The organism is Holdemanella hominis (genome assembly GCF_014306155.1).
Taxonomy (GTDB): domain Bacteria; phylum Bacillota_I; class Bacilli_A; order Erysipelotrichales; family Erysipelotrichaceae; genus Holdemanella; species Holdemanella hominis.
Window position 1 is genome coordinate 1 of record NZ_JACRWH010000008.1, and the last position, 16,055, is coordinate 16,055.

General features: G+C 35.0%; 19 protein-coding genes and 1 rRNA gene. All 20 read left to right on the forward strand.

Annotated features, from left to right (window positions below; all coding sequences use genetic code 11):
- A 5S ribosomal RNA gene (rrf, locus tag H8911_RS03560) occupies window positions 1-109 on the forward strand; the annotation flags it as partial.
- 93 nt (window positions 110-202) lie between these two features.
- Window positions 203-1,135, forward strand: a complete 933-nt coding sequence (locus H8911_RS03565; protein ID WP_186998726.1) for a glycosyltransferase family 2 protein — start codon at window positions 203-205, stop codon at window positions 1,133-1,135.
- Window positions 1,120-1,623, forward strand: a complete 504-nt coding sequence (locus H8911_RS03570; protein ID WP_117925418.1) for a GNAT family N-acetyltransferase — start codon at window positions 1,120-1,122, stop codon at window positions 1,621-1,623. Before H8911_RS03565 ends, H8911_RS03570 begins: the two co-directional genes overlap by 16 nt.
- 34 nt (window positions 1,624-1,657) lie before the next feature.
- Entirely contained in the window at window positions 1,658-3,076 is a 1,419-nt protein-coding gene (gene ffh, locus H8911_RS03575) for a signal recognition particle protein (RefSeq protein WP_186998727.1), read from the forward strand.
- 96 nt (window positions 3,077-3,172) lie between these two features.
- Window positions 3,173-3,442: a 30S ribosomal protein S16 gene (gene rpsP, locus H8911_RS03580; RefSeq protein ID WP_117571593.1), complete on the forward strand. Its 270-nt coding sequence runs from the start codon at window positions 3,173-3,175 to the stop codon at window positions 3,440-3,442.
- Window positions 3,442-3,690 carry a KH domain-containing protein gene (locus tag H8911_RS03585; RefSeq protein WP_003865918.1) on the forward strand — a complete coding sequence of 83 codons (249 nt, stop codon included), beginning with the start codon at window positions 3,442-3,444 and terminating at the stop codon, window positions 3,688-3,690. The genes rpsP and H8911_RS03585 overlap by 1 nt, the downstream gene beginning before the upstream one ends.
- 38 nt (window positions 3,691-3,728) lie before the next feature.
- The gene (gene rimM, locus H8911_RS03590; protein ID WP_186998728.1) at window positions 3,729-4,217 is read left to right on the forward strand and encodes a ribosome maturation factor RimM; all 489 of its coding nucleotides are present in this window, start codon (window positions 3,729-3,731) and stop codon (window positions 4,215-4,217) included.
- Window positions 4,214-4,936 carry a tRNA (guanosine(37)-N1)-methyltransferase TrmD gene (trmD, locus tag H8911_RS03595; protein ID WP_117925412.1) on the forward strand — a complete coding sequence of 241 codons (723 nt, stop codon included), beginning with the start codon at window positions 4,214-4,216 and terminating at the stop codon, window positions 4,934-4,936. The genes rimM and trmD overlap by 4 nt, the downstream gene beginning before the upstream one ends.
- Before the next feature lie 119 nt (window positions 4,937-5,055).
- Window positions 5,056-5,403 (forward strand): 50S ribosomal protein L19, encoded by a 348-nt coding sequence (rplS, locus tag H8911_RS03600; protein WP_117571589.1) that lies wholly within the window; start codon window positions 5,056-5,058, stop codon window positions 5,401-5,403.
- Between the two features lie 85 nt (window positions 5,404-5,488).
- Window positions 5,489-6,154, forward strand: a complete 666-nt coding sequence (gene lepB / locus H8911_RS03605) for a signal peptidase I (protein ID WP_186998729.1) — start codon at window positions 5,489-5,491, stop codon at window positions 6,152-6,154.
- Window positions 6,154-7,002 carry a ribosome biogenesis GTPase YlqF gene (gene ylqF, locus H8911_RS03610; protein ID WP_186998730.1) on the forward strand — a complete coding sequence of 283 codons (849 nt, stop codon included), beginning with the start codon at window positions 6,154-6,156 and terminating at the stop codon, window positions 7,000-7,002. Before lepB ends, ylqF begins: the two co-directional genes overlap by 1 nt.
- Entirely contained in the window at window positions 6,992-7,582 is a 591-nt protein-coding gene (gene rnhB, locus H8911_RS03615) for a ribonuclease HII (RefSeq protein WP_186998731.1), read from the forward strand. Before ylqF ends, rnhB begins: the two co-directional genes overlap by 11 nt.
- Before the next feature lie 51 nt (window positions 7,583-7,633).
- Complete coding sequence (gene dprA, locus H8911_RS03620) at window positions 7,634-8,365, forward strand: DNA-processing protein DprA (RefSeq protein WP_186998732.1); 732 nt, start codon at window positions 7,634-7,636, stop codon at window positions 8,363-8,365.
- Between the two features lie 55 nt (window positions 8,366-8,420).
- Entirely contained in the window at window positions 8,421-10,553 is a 2,133-nt protein-coding gene (topA, locus tag H8911_RS03625; protein ID WP_117925402.1) for a type I DNA topoisomerase, read from the forward strand.
- Entirely contained in the window at window positions 10,553-11,851 is a 1,299-nt protein-coding gene (trmFO, locus tag H8911_RS03630; RefSeq protein ID WP_217256262.1) for a methylenetetrahydrofolate--tRNA-(uracil(54)-C(5))-methyltransferase (FADH(2)-oxidizing) TrmFO, read from the forward strand. Before topA ends, trmFO begins: the two co-directional genes overlap by 1 nt.
- Window positions 11,844-12,719 (forward strand): site-specific tyrosine recombinase/integron integrase, encoded by an 876-nt coding sequence (xerA, locus tag H8911_RS03635; protein ID WP_117925397.1) that lies wholly within the window; start codon window positions 11,844-11,846, stop codon window positions 12,717-12,719. The genes trmFO and xerA overlap by 8 nt, the downstream gene beginning before the upstream one ends.
- Window positions 12,720-12,863: 144 nt before the next feature.
- A complete protein-coding gene (gene rpsB, locus H8911_RS03640; RefSeq protein WP_117925395.1) occupies window positions 12,864-13,769 on the forward strand; it encodes a 30S ribosomal protein S2 in 906 nt (301 codons plus the stop codon).
- Between the two features lie 24 nt (window positions 13,770-13,793).
- On the forward strand, window positions 13,794-14,684 hold the full coding sequence (gene tsf / locus H8911_RS03645; protein WP_186998733.1) for a translation elongation factor Ts: 891 nt from the start codon (window positions 13,794-13,796) through the stop codon (window positions 14,682-14,684).
- Window positions 14,685-14,787: 103 nt separating this feature from the next.
- Window positions 14,788-15,498 (forward strand): UMP kinase, encoded by a 711-nt coding sequence (pyrH, locus tag H8911_RS03650; RefSeq protein ID WP_003865905.1) that lies wholly within the window; start codon window positions 14,788-14,790, stop codon window positions 15,496-15,498.
- An 11-nt stretch (window positions 15,499-15,509) separates the two neighbouring features.
- Window positions 15,510-16,055 carry a ribosome recycling factor gene (gene frr / locus H8911_RS03655; RefSeq protein WP_186998734.1) on the forward strand — a complete coding sequence of 182 codons (546 nt, stop codon included), beginning with the start codon at window positions 15,510-15,512 and terminating at the stop codon, window positions 16,053-16,055.

Below are 16,055 nucleotides of genomic sequence, written 5' to 3' on the forward strand. Positions count from 1 at the left end.
TGGCGATAGCAAAGTGGACACACCTGAACTCATCCCGAACTCAGAAGTTAAGCACTTTCACGGCGACAATAGTTGGGCTTGCCCCTGCGAAGATAGCTAGCTGCCGGGTCCTTTTTTTTTAGATTTTTGTTGATTCTTATATATAAATTTGATATTTTCTTTACAAAGGGATATTGTATTATGGCATTTAAGGAGGCCGTTCATGTATAAAGTGAGTATATTGATTCCAGTATACAATGTGGAAAAATATTTATCGAAATGTCTGGAATCTATTCTTATACAGACATACAAAAATATAGAAATCATTATTATTAATGATGGAACTACAGATTCATCATTGGATATTGCCGAATTATATGCTTCTAATTATGACTTTATTCATGTTTATAGCTATGAAAATGCTGGTATTTCTACAACTCGAAATCGAGCATTAGAAAAGGCAACTGGGGATTATTATTTGTTTGTTGATAGTGATGATTATGTAAATCCGCATATGATTGAAAAAATGATAAATGAAGCTATTAGAACGCATAGTGAGATTGTTACTTGTGGATACCATATTGAGTATAAAGGATTATCAATACCAGTGAGTCCAATGCGTAAAAAAAACATGGATTCTTTATCTGCATTAAGAGCATTGAGTCAAAATAAAGGTATTAATAATTACCCTTGGGGAAAACTATATGCGGCTTCTTGTTTTAAAGACGTTAAATTTCCAGATAAGAAAAAGGGATTCGAAGATACGTACACAGTTTTTAAAGCAATCTATAACGCAAAACGCGTTTCAATAATACCTAACTGTTATTATCATTACGTTAAACGTCCAGAATCTTTAACCGATCACATGGATCTTGTACAGGCGTATGAAATGCGCGCAGCCTATGAATATCAGGAGCTTTGTTTACATCAATTGTTTCCTAAAGAAAATTTTTATTACGATATTAATTTTTATAATAGTGATATGGTAATTCTATATACTTTGATTTTTTTCTATTCTAGAAAAGAACAACCTGTCTATGTACCGGCTGTAATTGATTGGTCAAAAATTAACATATTCTATCGTATTGGATATATTGTATGGCGTTTCATCGCATGTGTAAAGTTTGGATGGTCTTTAAAATGGCAAGAGAATTAATTCGCAAGGCAACTCTAGAGGATATGCCTGTTTTATTAGAAATCTATGAACGAGCTAGAAAATTCATGGTTTCTACAGGAAATACAAATCAATGGACAAATGGATATCCATCAAGAGAAATATTGACTGAGGATATTGAAAAAAAAGAAATGTATGTTTTAGTAGATGAAGATGGAATTCAAGCCAGCTTTGTGTTTTATTGTGGTATTGATCCTTGTTACAATAAAATATATGATGGCCAATGGCTAAATGATGAACCGTATGGTGTTATTCATCGTATCGCAACACGAGGTTTAAAAAAGCATATGGCTGATATCGTTTTAGAATATTGTGAATCTAAGATTGATAATATTCGGATGGACACACATGTGGACAACAAGCCCATGCAAAATTTCATGTTGAAGCATGGATTTAAACATGTGGGTACAATTTATTTAAAAAATGGACAAAGTCGACTGGCCTTCCATTGTAATTTAAATAAAAATTAGATAAACTTATAACAGTTTGGGGAGATTATAATTTATGGCATTTGAATCATTAAGTGAACGTTTAAATAAAGCATTTAAAAATATTTCAGGACAGGGAAAACTGACTGAGAAAAATATGAATGACATGTTAAAAGAAGTGCGCATGTCATTATTAGAGGCAGATGTTAATTACGAAGTAGTAAAGAGCTTTGTCGAAAACGTAAAAGAAAAAGCACTAGGACAAGAAGTATTAGATTCTTTAAATCCTAGTCAAATGGTTGTTAAAATCGTACATGATGAATTGCAAGTATTATTAGGTGAAGAAGATGCTCGTATTCACTTTAAAAAGCAAGGCATGACTACGGTTATGATGGTTGGTTTACAGGGTACTGGTAAAACAACAGCAAGTGCAAAGATTGCGAATTACTGCAAAAACAAATTAGCACGTCGTGTTTTATTAGTAGCATGTGACGTTGTGCGTCCTGCAGCTATTGAGCAGTTACAGACATTAGGAAAAAGTATTGATGTAGAAGTATTTACTTGTGGACCAGAAACATCTGCGGTTGAAACAGCAAGACAGGCATTGGCCTATGCGAAAGATCGTCAAAAAGATTTAGTGATCTTCGATACGGCTGGTCGTTTACACATTGATGAAGCATTAATGCAGGAACTTCAACAAATGAAGGATCTTGTTGTTCCTGATGAAATTTTATTAACTGTAGATGCGATGACAGGTCAAGATATTGTGACTGTCGCAAAAGAATTTAATGAACAATTATCTGTAACAGGATTGATCGTTACAAAAATGGATGGCGATGCACGTGGTGGTGGATTGTTATCAGTTCGTTCTATCACAAACGTACCTGTATTATTTGTGTCAAATGGTGAAAAAGTAGATGACTTAGAAGAGTTCCACCCAGATCGTATGGCAGATCGTATCTTGGGAATGGGAGATATTGTCACTTTAGTTGAGCAGGCTCAAGATAAATTAGATATTGAAGTTCAGAAAAAAACGGCTGAACGTATGAAACAGGGTGTTTTTACATTCAATGATTTATTAGCACAATTAGGTCAGGTTTCTAAAATGGGATCTATGCAGAAAATGATGAATATGATTCCTGGTATTAATAAGGTTGCTAAAAATTTAGATGATGAAAAAATGAATTCACAGATGAAAAAGAGTGAAGCCATTATTTTATCGATGACAGAATATGAACGTGAAAATCCATCATGTTTAAAAGCATCAAGAAAGAATCGTATAGCGAAGGGTGCCGGAGTTAAAGTCATGGATGTCAATCGTTTGATTAATCAATTAGAACAGATGCAAATGATGACAAAGATGATGAGTGGTAAGGTAAAACTTCCTGATATGGCTGCACTACAGAATATGCAGCGTGGAGGCGGAATGCCTGGAATGTCAAAGCATTCTGGTAGTAAAAAACAGAAACCAAAAAAGAAAAAGAAGAAAAAATAAAAAAATTAAGGTGTAAAGTAAAAATACTTGACACCCTTTTTTATTCATGTTATTCTTTATGAGCTTTAATAAATTAGAAAAGGTAGGAATTTAAATATGGTTAAATTACGTTTAAAAAGAATGGGTAAAAAGGGAGCTCCTTTCTACCGTATAGTAGCTGCTGATTCACGTAGTCCTCGTGATGGTCGTTTTATCGAACAAATTGGTACTTACAACCCAACTAAAGCTGAAGAAAAAGTGACTTTAGACAAAGAATTAGCAAAGAAATGGTTAAGCAACGGTGCACAACCAACTGATACAGTTCGTTCAATTTTATCACACGAAGGTGTTTTAAAAGAAATGCACGAAGCTAAAAGTTCAAAATAATGATTGATTTAGAAAAAACATTATTAGACATTTGTTTACCACTTGTAGATGATCAAAAAGCATTATCTGTAAAAACAATGGCAACTACAAATGAAAATGAAATTTTATTGTATGTATATGCCAATAGTGAAGATGTTGCACGTTTAATTGGCCGTAAGGGAATTATGGCTAGTAGTATTCGTCAAATGATGTCTATTGCGGCGCGTGATGTACACAAAAGAATTTCAGTAAAATTTGAAGCGTATTAGGATGTGATTTCACATCCTGATTTTTTTAGGAGGAACATATGATAAAAGTAGCTCAAATCATTAATACTCATGGACTTAAGGGTGAATGTAAATTGTATCTTGTGACAGATGATCCGCAGCATCGTTTTGAAAAAGGTAGAGTATTACATTTAGAAGATGGTCGTACATTAACCGTTGTGCGTTATCGCGAACAAAAGGGTTTTGGCTATTGTTACTTTGAAGGGGTAGATTCAATTGAAAAAGCTGAATTGTTGAAGACAAAGAATCTATTTATTGCCCAAGAGGATTTGCCTGAACTTGAAGACGGACAATATTATTATCATGAATTGATGCATTGTACAGTTTATAACGAGGAAAAAGAAAAGCTTGGAGAAGTTGTGGATATTTTAGAAACAGGAGCCAATCTAGTACTTCGTGTAAAATCAAAGGAAAATAATTTCTTATTGCCTTTTGTACCCGCATTTATTGTTGATGTGAACAAAGAAGCTCATGAAATCACAATTCGTGAAATGGAAGGCTTACGATGAAAATATCTGTATTAACATTATTTCCAGAATACTTTGAACCTTTAATGACAACAAGTATTTTAAAGCGTGCCAAAGAAAAAGATTTATTTGAGTTTGAAACCATCGATTTTCGTCAGTTCACAAAAGAAAAACATGGACACGTGGATGATACACCATATGGTGGTGGTGCGGGAATGGTATTAATGTGTCAGCCTATATTAGATGCATTAGAATCCATTCGTACAGAAAATAGTACAGTTATTTTATTGACACCTCAAGGTAAGACATTTAATCAATCCATCGCAAAGGAATTATCTTTAAAGGAACATTTAATTTTTATTTGTGGTCACTATGAAGGATTTGATGAACGAATTCGTGATTATGTAGATATTCAAATGTCTTTAGGTGACTTTGTACTAACTGGTGGTGAAAGTGCATGTATGGTCATGTGCGATTGCATATTACGTATTTTACCGGGTGTTATTCGCCAAGATTCCAGTGATGATGATTCTTTCTCAAATGGACTTTTAGAATATCCTCAATATACTAGGCCAGAAATCTATGATGGAAAAAGAGTTCCAGATGTATTATTGAGTGGTCATCATGCGAACATCAAGAAGTATAGACATGAAGAGTCTTTAAAAAGAACAGCGATGTATCGTCCGGATTTATTAGAAAATTTAAATTTAAATAAAGAAGATCAAAAAGTAGTCGATTCAGTATTAAAAATCAAAAAATAATTCTTGCGCAAAATCTATTGACATGGTAATATTAATAGGCGTTTACGCATAGGTAGTTCCGCTGGCACATTGTGTGAATGAACTGATAACCAAATATTAGAAAAGAAGGAGAAAAGAAAATGAACTTAGGATTAGTTAATGAAGTAACAAAATCACAATTGAAGACTGATATTCCAGCATTCCGTTCTGGTAGTACTGTTCGTGTTCACGTTAAAATCAAAGAAGGTGACAAGAGCCGTATCCAGGTATTCGAAGGTGTTGTAATTGAACGTGCAGGTGGAGGAATCTCTGAAACATTCACAGTTCGTAAGATTTCTAACCAAATTGGTGTTGAACGTAAATTCCCTTTACACTCACCAATCATTGACCACATTGAAGTAGTTCGTCACGGTAAAGTACGTCGTAACAAGTTATCTTACTTACGTAACCGTTCAGGTAAAGCTGCTCGTTTAAAAGAAGTTCGTTAATTGTTTAAAAAAAGTCTGATTTTCAGGCTTTTTTTTCTAAATAGCTTTATAATAGATTTATAACATTTAGGGGGTTAGAGATTATATGAAGAAGTCAAAGAAAAACGAGCTAAGGTACAATGAAGATGACGAACGTACTTTACTAGAAGATATACTTGATTTTGTTAAAGTGTTTGTCATTAGTGCCATTGTGATTTTATTGTTTGTGAACTTTGTGGCACATCCAGTTCGTGTAGATGGAGAAAGTATGTATCCAACATTGAAAGATGGTGAATTTGGATTTACCAATGTTGGGGGTGTATTATTAAATGGTGTAGAACGAGGGGATATAGTCGTTGTAACCATGGAAGAAGAGGGACAGAAAACACATTGGGTAAAACGTGTAATAGGCTTACCAGGTGAAACTGTAAGCTGTGTAAATGATGTTGTATATATTAATGGAAAAGTATTGGATGAGACTAAATATATTGATCCAGATTACCGTCAATCGTGGATTGATAAAATAGGTTACTTTAATCAAGTAGAGAATTCTGATGTAGGGGACAATAAAAGAAATTACAATCCTGAAAATGAGAACAGAGTAATTGATTTTAAAGAAGTTACATTAGGCGATGATGAATATTTTGTGATGGGAGATAATCGCCCTAAATCTAAAGATTCACGCTATGTAGGTCCTGTTAAGAAATCACAGATCTTTGCCAAGAAGATGTTAGTCTTGTTACCAATTTCAGATATAGGAGTGAAAGATTAGTGGCAAACGTACAATGGTTTCCAGGTCATATGACCAAGGCCAAAAGGCAAATGGAAGAGAATTTAAAAAAAGTTGATTTTGTGATTGAGATTCGTGATGCAAGAATGCCAGATTCCAGTAAGAATCCAATGTTGGATCAATTGATTCAAAATAAACCGCGTTTGATTCTTTTATCAAAAAAAGATAAGGCTGATAAAGAACTTACCAAACAATGGGTAAATGCCTTAGAAACAGAGAATCAAAAAGTATTAGCATTGGATTTTATTCATGAAAATTTCTCGAAACAATTGATTAAGGCATCGAACGAATTATGTATCAATTTAATTGAAAGACAAAAACGTAGAGGAATGAAGCCTAGAGCTTTGCGTGCCATGGTGTGTGGAATTCCTAACGTAGGTAAAAGCACATTTATTAATACGTTTGCGAAACGTAAAGCGGCGCAAACTGGTGACCGTCCAGGCGTAACAAAGAGTCTTCAATGGATTAAAGTAGGTCAAACACTTGAGCTATTAGATACGCCGGGTGTATTATGGCCAAAATTTGAAGATCAACAAGTAGGTCTAAAACTTGCTCTATTGGGTTCAGTAAAAGATCAAGTTGTAAATATGGACGATTTGGCATTATTTGCGTGTGAATATTTAATGCAGGAAAAACCTGAAATCTTTGATATAGTATATCATGTCAAGATTGCGGATACGCCTTATGAAACATTACAGAATATCGCCATAAAACGTGGTTATTTATTAAAGGGTGAAATTGATGAAAATCGTTTGATGTTAAGTTTTGTCAAAGATATTCGTGAAAATAAGTGTGGCTTGATTACTTGGGAGAAACCACATGTTGGATAGACCTTTGGACAATGATTACTGGGATCAAAATCAAAGTGTACTTGGTATGGACGAAGCAGGGCGAGGCCCTATTGCCGGTCCATTGATGGTAGCAGGAGTTATCTTTCCAAAGGGATATCAAAATGCGTTAATTGATGATTCTAAAAAATTGAGTGAAAAAAAGCGTGAAGAGTTGTTTAAAACAATTATTCAGGATGCTTTGTATTATCAAATTTTAGTTGTAGATGAAAAGACGATTGATAGGAAAAATATCTATCGTGCAACACAAGAAGCTATGATGGAGATTGCCAATAAAGCACAATGTGATTTTGTGTTGAGTGATGCGATGCCATTACCAGATATTGATAAACCTTACCAAGCTATTGTGAAGGGAGATCAAAAATCATTGTCTATTGCGGCGGCAAGTATTTTAGCGAAAGTTACGCGTGATCGCTGGATGAAAAAGTTGGATGAAATGTATCCACAGTATGGTTTAGCCAAACATAAAGGATATCCGACAAAAGCGCATATTGAAGCTTTAAACAAGTATGGATTACAGGATTTCTATCGAAGAAGTTATGGCCCTGTAAAAAAAACTTGAAGAAATTAGACTTTTTTAGTTAAAAGTCTCTTTTTTTTCGTATATGAGTATATGAGAATAAAAAGAGAAGCTATTTTATGGTATGCCATCCAATATGATGGAGATTGGAAGAAAATTGGCAATGCGATAAAGGCACACGAAAACTATTCCATCATTGCATATCCATATCCTTATCTTACAATCGTTGATGAGATGTATCCGGAAGCCTTTAAACATTTAAGATATCCGCCATGGATTATTTTTTATCAGGGTAATGTTTGTTTGTTGAAAGAAAAAGGTGTAGGTATAGTAGGAGCTAGAAACTGTTCAGCGCAGGCACTGCAAAATACGGATACAATTGTACAAAGGCTCCAATCCAAGTATGTCATTGTATCTGGGCTTGCCAAAGGTATTGATGCCAGGGCCCATTTGAATGCATCAAAAACAATTGGTGTGCTTGGTTGTGGAATTAATGTGATTTATCCAAAGGAAAACGCATTTTTATTTGAAAGGATAAAAAAAAGCGGATTGATCATTAGTGAATATCCTATGCATGTGAAGCCTTTGGCTTATCACTTTCCATGGCGAAATCGCTTGATTGCCGCTTTAAGCAGCAACTTAGTTGTGATTGAGGCAACCTATAAAAGTGGAACAATGATTACTGTGAATGAATGTCTTGAATTGAGTGTTCCTATTTATTGTGTGCCTACAGCTTTTCAAGATAAAAAGTATCAAGGATGTAACTACTTGATTAGTAATGGAGCCAATATTTTGGTGGATATAAAAGACATTGATGATATCTGAGGATTGACAAATTGAAATTTTTAATGTTTTATATAGCGTGAATATGGGGGAACAAATGAAAAAACATTTAGTTATTGTGGAGTCGCCTTCCAAATCGAAGACGATTGAAAAATATTTAGGAAAAGAATACAGAGTTGTTTCCAGCAAAGGCCATGTATGTGATTTGGCGACAAGCGGAAAAGAAGGTTTAGGAATTGATGTAGATCATGATTTCGAACCTAAATATAAAATTAGCAAAGAGAAAAAAGAAATAGTGAAAGAATTAAAAGAGTACGCATCTAAAGCACAAGATATCTATCTTGCCAGTGACCCGGACCGTGAAGGGGAAGCAATCGCATGGCATTTAGCACGTGTATTAGATTTAAATACAGAAGACAATAATCGTATTGTTTTCCATGAAATCACGAAACCTGCAATTCTTGAAGCTATGAAAGAACCAAGAAAAATTGATATGGACCTTGTGAAATCACAAGAAACACGTCGTATGTTAGATCGAATTATTGGGTTTAAACTCAGTAAATTGCTGCAGAATAAAATCCAGTCTAAATCTGCAGGACGTGTGCAATCTGTGGCGTTGAAATTGATTGTTGATCGTGAAAATGAAATCAAGGCGTTTAAACAAGAAGAGTATTGGACGATTCATGCACAATGTAAAAAGCAGAATAAAGCATTTGAAGCAGATTTAGTGAAGGTTGAAGGTAAAAAGCCTAAAATCAAAAATGAAGAAGAAGCTAAAGCATTGTTAGAAAGATGTAATGGAGAATATATTGTTTCATCGATTTCTAAAAAGCAGAAAAAGAAACAACCTAAACTTCCATTCACAACATCGACTATGCAGCAGGAAGCCAGTACAAAATTAGGATTTGGCGCAAAGAAAACAATGAGTGTAGCTCAAAAAATGTATGAAGGTATTGATCTAGGCGGAAATATGGAAGGTTTGATCACGTATATGCGTTCGGACTCAACACGTTTATCTGATATTTTCGTTTCAGATGCCAAGGAATTCATCACAAATACATATGGTAAAGAATATGTTGGACATGTACATCAAAAGAATGGTAAAAATACGCAGGACGCACATGAAGCCATTCGACCAACAAACATTAATCGTACACCAGAATCCATCAAAGACCATTTAACGAATGATCAATATCGTTTATATTCACTGATTTATGCGCGTACTTTGGCATCCTTAATGAAAGATGCTGTATATGATGTGACCAGTGTTAAAATCACAAACAACGATTTAGAATTTAGTGCAAGCGGACAAACTATGACTTTTGATGGTTACTACAAAGTATATTCTAAATATGAAAAACAAAGCGATGCTTTACTTCCTAAGATGGAAGAAAATGAAGTTTTAAAAAATGTAACTCCAACTTCAAAGCAGCACTTTACAGAACCACCAGCACGTTATACAGAAGCACGCCTGATTAAAGATCTTGAAGAAAAGTCAATTGGTCGTCCAAGTACATATGCGACAATTATTGATACTTTACAAAAACGTGGCTATGCCTCATTAGAAAAGACAAGTGAAACTTCAAAGACGAAGGTATTTATTCCTAGTGAGCAGGGAATTTTGACAAATGAAAAACTACAACAGTATTTCTCAAGTGTCATTAACGTAGAATATACGGCAGATATGGAAAAAACTTTGGATGAAATTGCCGAAGGGAACGAGGACTCTGTATCTTACATGCACAAATTCTATGATAAATTTGCTCCACTTGTAGAAGATGCCTATGAAAAAATGCCAAAGAAGGAATTAGAACGTGTAGGACGTACTTGCCCTGAATGTGGTGGAGAGCTTGTTTATCGTAATGGTCGTTTTGGTAAGTTTATTTCTTGTATTAACTTTCCAACATGTCGCTACACTGAAAATGATGAAGAAGAACTTCCAGAAGAGGCAAAAGAAGAAAAAATCTGTCCGAACTGCGGAGCTAAGATGGTGATTAAAAGAGGGCGTTATGGCCAGTTCTGGGCATGTTCAAATTATCCGGAATGCAAAACTATCGAATCTTTGAAAAAGAAGGCGAAACCTGAGCCAACAGGTGAAATTTGTCCGGAGTGTGGACATGAGCTTGTCAGAAGAAAATCACGTTTTGGGACAACTTTCATTGGTTGTTCAAATTATCCAAAATGCCACTATATAAAAAAAGAACCTAAGAAAACAGAGGAAGATAAATAATGGAACAAGTTACGGTTGTAGGAGCAGGACTTGCCGGGTGTGAGGCAACATGGCAGCTCGTAAAAAGAAATATTCCGGTTCGATTGATTGAAATGCGTCCTAAAAAGGAAAGTCCAGCCTTTCATACAGATCGATTTGCGGAACTTGTGTGTTCGAATTCACTTCGATCCAATGCGATGAATAATGCGGTTGGTATTTTAAAAGAGGAATTACGCCAAATGGATTCATTGATTATGAAATCAGCAGATATGCATGCTGTACCAGCTGGAAGTGCGTTGGCAGTTGATCGTGAGACTTTTTCACAATATATTACTGATACAATCAAAAATCATCCATTGGTCGAAGTTGTTAATGAAGAAATGACAGTTTTACCAGAAGGACCATGCATTATCGCAACAGGACCTTTGACAAGTGATTCTCTAGCGAAGGCTATACATGATTTCACTTCTGAAGATACTTTCCATTTCTATGATGCAGCAGCACCTATTATTGAAAAGGATTCGATTGATTTTAGTAAAGCCTACTATAAGTCTCGCTATGACAAAGGTGAAGCAAGTTATATCAACTGTCCGATGAATGCGGATGAATTTGAAGTATTCTATGATGCATTGATTCATGCAGAATGTGTGAATTTGCACGATTTTGAAAAAGAAACATATTTTGAAGGTTGTATGCCCATTGAGGAAATGGCACGTCGTGGAAAGAAGACTATGTTGTTTGGGCCATTAAAGCCGGTGGGATTGGAAAAAGACAAGGATTCACATCCAGTTGCCGTAGTTCAGTTACGCCAAGATAATGTAGCTGCAAGTATGTACAATATTGTTGGTTTCCAGACACATTTAACTTGGCCTGAACAAAGAAGAGTTTTCTCTTTGATTCCTGGATTAGAAAATTTGAAAATTACTCGTTATGGTGTTATGCATCGAAATTCTTATTTATCAAGTCCAATTGTTTTAAAAGAAACATATCAATCAAAGAAACGTGATGATTTATTCTTTGCCGGACAATTAACTGGAGTTGAAGGCTATGTTGAATCTTGTGCATCCGGATTGATTGCCGGAATCAATATGTCGTTGTATATGCAAGGTAAAGAACCAATTTGTTTTGGAAATACTTGTGTGATGGGCTCACAAGCATACTATATTACGCATTGTGATCCAAAACATTTCCAGCCAATGAATGCAAACTTTGGCATTATGCATTTAAACGAAAAATGTAAGAAACATGAGCGTAAAGAAAAATTTGCTGCTCAGGCACTTTCTCGTATTCAAGAAATTCAGGAACAAGTCAATGGATGAGTTGATTGATCGTTTTCTAAAATATATATATCGAAAGAATACGCAATCAGATAAAACTATCGAATCGTATAAAAATGATTTGAATCAATATAAAGAATATTTATTAAGTCAATCTATTGATTCTTTTGAATCGTGTGATAGATTGACTTTTATGAATTTTCTAGCTACATTGGATCATTTAAAATCCAGTTCGATTGCACGTAAAATGAGTGTATATCGTTCTTTCTATGCGTATTTGGCAGAGTATATGGGTATCAATGAAAACCCTTTATTAGGAATACAGACACCAAAGAAGTCAAAACAAATTCCAGATTTTTTATTTGTAGAAGAAATTCAGGAATTTTTAAATTCTTATAATGACGCCAAAGAAGATCAATATCGCGATCGCATATTATTTACGATGATGTATGCATGTGGATTACGTGTTAGTGAATGTGTTGCATTGGAATGGAATCAAATTGATTTAAACAATCGAATCGTGCATATTCGAGGTAAAGGGGATAAAGATCGCATTGTACCTTTTTATCAAGGTTTTGAAAAAGAATTGTGGGAATATAAAAATAGTTTTTGGTCAAAATATGCAGTGGATGATCATGTATTTGTGAATTTAAGAAGTAAACAATTAACTTCTCGTGGTATTCAGTATTTAATGGATAAACATGCCAAAGCCATTGGAATGCATATGAAATTGCATCCACATATGTTGAGACATAGTTTTGCGACACATTTATTAGATAATGGAGCGGATATTCGTGTTGTTCAAGAGTTACTAGGACATTCATCTTTATCAACAACACAAATTTATACGCATGTGACTACAGCGCAGTTAGTGAAGGTTTATAAAAAAGCGCACCCTTTTGAAAAATAACATCTTGCAAGTTAAAAAGGTTATTGCTATAATGTAAAAGCGCGTGATTGCGCTTATAACACACATCATGGATTCGTGTGCCCGTGCACATTAGTGTTGCATGCGTCTGAAATGATGGAGGAGAAACGGAAAGGTAGGACTATTATGTCAATCGTATCAATGAAGAAAATGTTAGAGAACGGTGTTCACTTTGGTCACCAGACTCGCCGTTGGAACCCAAAGATGAAACCATTCATCTACACAAGTCGCAACGGGGTTTATATCGTAGATTTAAACCAAACTCAAGCACAAATCGAAGCTGCTTACAATGAATTAAAAGCAATTAGCGAACGTGGAGGAAAAGTATTGTTCGTAGGAACAAAGAAACAAGCTGCAGAAGTTGTTGAAGAACAAGCTTTACGTTCAGGATCTTTCTACGTTAACAAACGTTGGTTAGGTGGTTTATTAACAAACTTCCGTACAATCCAAAAACGTATTAAACGTTTAGTAGAAATCGAAGAAATGGAAGCTAGCGGAAAAATCGAAGTTTACACTAAGAAGGAACAAGCTAACTTACGTAAAGAAAAAGCTAAATTGGAAGGTTCTTTAGGTGGAATCAAAGAAATGAAGAAACTTCCAGATGCATTAGTTGTTATTGATCCAAAAGAAGAACACAATGCAATCGCTGAAGCTAAAAAATTAGGAATCCCTGTATTCGCTATGTTAGATACAAACTGTGATCCAGAAGATGCTGATTTTGCAATCGCTTCTAATGATGATGCAGTTCGCTCAATCAAATTAGTTACAACAATCTTAGCAGACGCTATCGTTGATGCTAAGGGTGGTCTATTAGAAATGGCTTACTTAGATGAAACTGAAGATGATGTAACTATGGAAGACGTAATCAAAAATGTTGAAGCACAAATCGCTGAAAACGAACGTCGTCGTCGTCAAAGAAATGAAGAACGTAGAAAACGTAACTTCGAACGTAAAAACCGTCGTCCTTTCAATAAGAAAAATGATGACGTAAAACCAGCTGCAAAAGCTGAAGAAGCAAAAGCTGCTGAATAATAAAAAATATAGGAGGATGCTAAAATGGCTATCACTGCTGCTCAAGTAAAAGAATTACGCGAAAAAACAGGTGCTGGTATGATGGATTGCAAAAAAGCCTTAACTGAATGTGAAGGTGACATTGCAAAAGCTGTTGACTGGTTACGTGAAAAAGGAATCGCAAAATCAGCTAAAAAAGAAGGACGTATCGCTGCTGAAGGTTTAACTCGTGTTGCTGTTAGTGGAAACACTGCTGTATTATTCGAAGTTAACTCAGAAACTGACTTCGTAAGTAAGAACGAACAATTCTTAGGTTTAATGGATACTTTACAAGAAGCAATTCTTGCAAACAAACCTGCTACAACTGAAGAAGCTTTAAATATTCAAACTGCTGAAGGAACTATCAATGATTTAATCATCAACGCTACAGCTACTATCGGAGAAAAAATTTCTTTCCGTCGTGTTGCTGTTATTGAAAAAGCAGATGATGAAATCTTCGGTTCATACATGCACATGGGTGGATCAATTTCTGCTGTTGTAGTTGTTAAAGGGACTCAAGATGCTACTGTAGCTAAAAACTTAGCAATGCAAGTTGCTAGTATGGCTCCAAAATATGTATCTCAAGCTGAAGTACCAGGTGAAGAAGTTGAACACGAACGTGAACTTCAATTACAAATGATGAAGGCTGATCCTAACATGGCTAACAAGCCAGAAAAAGTATTGGAAGGAATCTTAAAAGGAAAAGTTGACAAACACTTTAAAGACCAATGCTTATTGGATCAAGAATATTTCTTAGAACCTAAAACTAAGGTTTCTCAATTCTTGAAAGACAACAAAGCCGAAGTAGTAACTTTCGTACGTTTCCAAACTGGTGAAGGTATCGAAAAACGCGAAGAAAACTTTGCTGAAGAAGTTGCTGCTCAAATGGCTAAGTAATTTATCTTTTACTTTAAAACCCTTGGAAATTCCAAGGGTTTTTCTTTTTAAATAGCGTAATATAGTGTATAATTGTTGTGACAATTCAATAAGGAGCAATAGTATGTATAAACGTGTTTTATTAAAATTAAGTGGCGAAGCTTTATCTAGCCCTGAAGCTGCTTTTGATCCAGAAATCTTAAAAAGATTGGCAAAAGAGTTAAAAGAAGTACAAAAATTAGGAGTAGAATTGGCAATTGTTGTCGGTGGTGGCAACTTCATTCGTGGTAAGATGATGGCTGAAATGGGAATGAACCGTGCTCAAGCCGATTATATGGGTATGTTAGGTACTGTAATCAACGCTTTAGCTGTTCAAAATGCATTAGAACAAGAAGGCGTTCAAACTCGAGTGCAGACAGCTGTTGAAATGCAAAAGGTTGCAGAACCATTCATCTTAAGACGTGCTTTACGTCACTTGGAAAAAGGAAGAATCGTTATTTTTGGAGCTGGTACAGGTTCTCCATACTTCTCAACAGATACAACTGCAGCATTACGTGCATCTGAAATCAATGCAGATGTTATCTTAATGGCTAAAAATGGTGTTGATGGAGTTTATGATTCAGATCCAAAGAAAAATCCAAATGCTAAGAAATACGATACACTAAATTATATGGACGTATTAAACGAGGGCTTACAAGTCATGGACTCAACAGCTATTAGTATGTGCATGGATAATGATATTGATTTAGTTGTTTTCAATATGAATGAACCTGGTAATATTGTCAAAGCAGTTCGCCGTGAAGTTAACGGTACAACAATCACTAAAAAGAAATAAGGAGAATTAAAATGAGTGATATTTTATTAAATGCAGAAGAAAAAATGATGGGTGTTATTGATAATTTAGAATCAAACCTTCGTCAAATCCGTACTGGACGTGCCAGTGGACAAATGTTAGAACGTGTACAAGTTGAATATTATGGTGCAATGACACCAATCAACCAGATGGCTCAGATTTCTGTTGTTGAAGGTACACAACTTGTTATTAAACCTTATGATCGTTCAATCATTAAAGATATTGCACACGCAATTCAAGCTGCTAACTTAGGATTGAATCCTCAAGCAGAAGCAGATGTCATTCGTATTCAAGTTCCTCAATTAACTGAAGATCGTCGTAAAGAATTAGCTAAAGATGCACAAAAATATGGTGAAGAAGCTAAGATTGCGATTCGTAACGTACGTCGTGATGCGAACGATGCCATTAAAAAAGATAAAGAACTTCCAGAAGACGAACAAAAACAAACATTAGAAGAATCACAAAAATTAACAGACAAATACATTAAAGATGTTGATTCAATTTGTGAAGCAAAGAAAAAAGAAATATTAAATGTCTAA

Excerpts from the sequence above, each read along its gene's own strand:
- xerA (WP_117925397.1), top strand. The coding sequence starts at position 11,844 with ATGGATGAGTTGATTGATCGTTTTCTAAAATATATATATCGAAAGAAT.
- dprA (WP_186998732.1), top strand. The coding sequence starts at position 7,634 with ATGAGAATAAAAAGAGAAGCTATTTTATGGTATGCCATCCAATATGAT.
- topA (WP_117925402.1), top strand. The coding sequence starts at position 8,421 with ATGAAAAAACATTTAGTTATTGTGGAGTCGCCTTCCAAATCGAAGACG.
- tsf (WP_186998733.1), top strand. The coding sequence starts at position 13,794 with ATGGCTATCACTGCTGCTCAAGTAAAAGAATTACGCGAAAAAACAGGT.
- rplS (WP_117571589.1), top strand. The coding sequence starts at position 5,056 with ATGAACTTAGGATTAGTTAATGAAGTAACAAAATCACAATTGAAGACT.
- rimM (WP_186998728.1), top strand. The coding sequence starts at position 3,729 with ATGATAAAAGTAGCTCAAATCATTAATACTCATGGACTTAAGGGTGAA.
- rpsB (WP_117925395.1), top strand. The coding sequence starts at position 12,864 with ATGTCAATCGTATCAATGAAGAAAATGTTAGAGAACGGTGTTCACTTT.
- H8911_RS03570 (WP_117925418.1), top strand. The coding sequence starts at position 1,120 with ATGGCAAGAGAATTAATTCGCAAGGCAACTCTAGAGGATATGCCTGTT.
- trmFO (WP_217256262.1), top strand. The coding sequence starts at position 10,553 with ATGGAACAAGTTACGGTTGTAGGAGCAGGACTTGCCGGGTGTGAGGCA.
- lepB (WP_186998729.1), top strand. The coding sequence starts at position 5,489 with ATGAAGAAGTCAAAGAAAAACGAGCTAAGGTACAATGAAGATGACGAA.
- H8911_RS03585 (WP_003865918.1), top strand. The coding sequence starts at position 3,442 with ATGATTGATTTAGAAAAAACATTATTAGACATTTGTTTACCACTTGTA.
- rpsP (WP_117571593.1), top strand. The coding sequence starts at position 3,173 with ATGGTTAAATTACGTTTAAAAAGAATGGGTAAAAAGGGAGCTCCTTTC.
- frr (WP_186998734.1), top strand. The coding sequence starts at position 15,510 with ATGAGTGATATTTTATTAAATGCAGAAGAAAAAATGATGGGTGTTATT.
- trmD (WP_117925412.1), top strand. The coding sequence starts at position 4,214 with ATGAAAATATCTGTATTAACATTATTTCCAGAATACTTTGAACCTTTA.
- H8911_RS03565 (WP_186998726.1), top strand. The coding sequence starts at position 203 with ATGTATAAAGTGAGTATATTGATTCCAGTATACAATGTGGAAAAATAT.
- rnhB (WP_186998731.1), top strand. The coding sequence starts at position 6,992 with ATGTTGGATAGACCTTTGGACAATGATTACTGGGATCAAAATCAAAGT.
- pyrH (WP_003865905.1), top strand. The coding sequence starts at position 14,788 with ATGTATAAACGTGTTTTATTAAAATTAAGTGGCGAAGCTTTATCTAGC.
- ffh (WP_186998727.1), top strand. The coding sequence starts at position 1,658 with ATGGCATTTGAATCATTAAGTGAACGTTTAAATAAAGCATTTAAAAAT.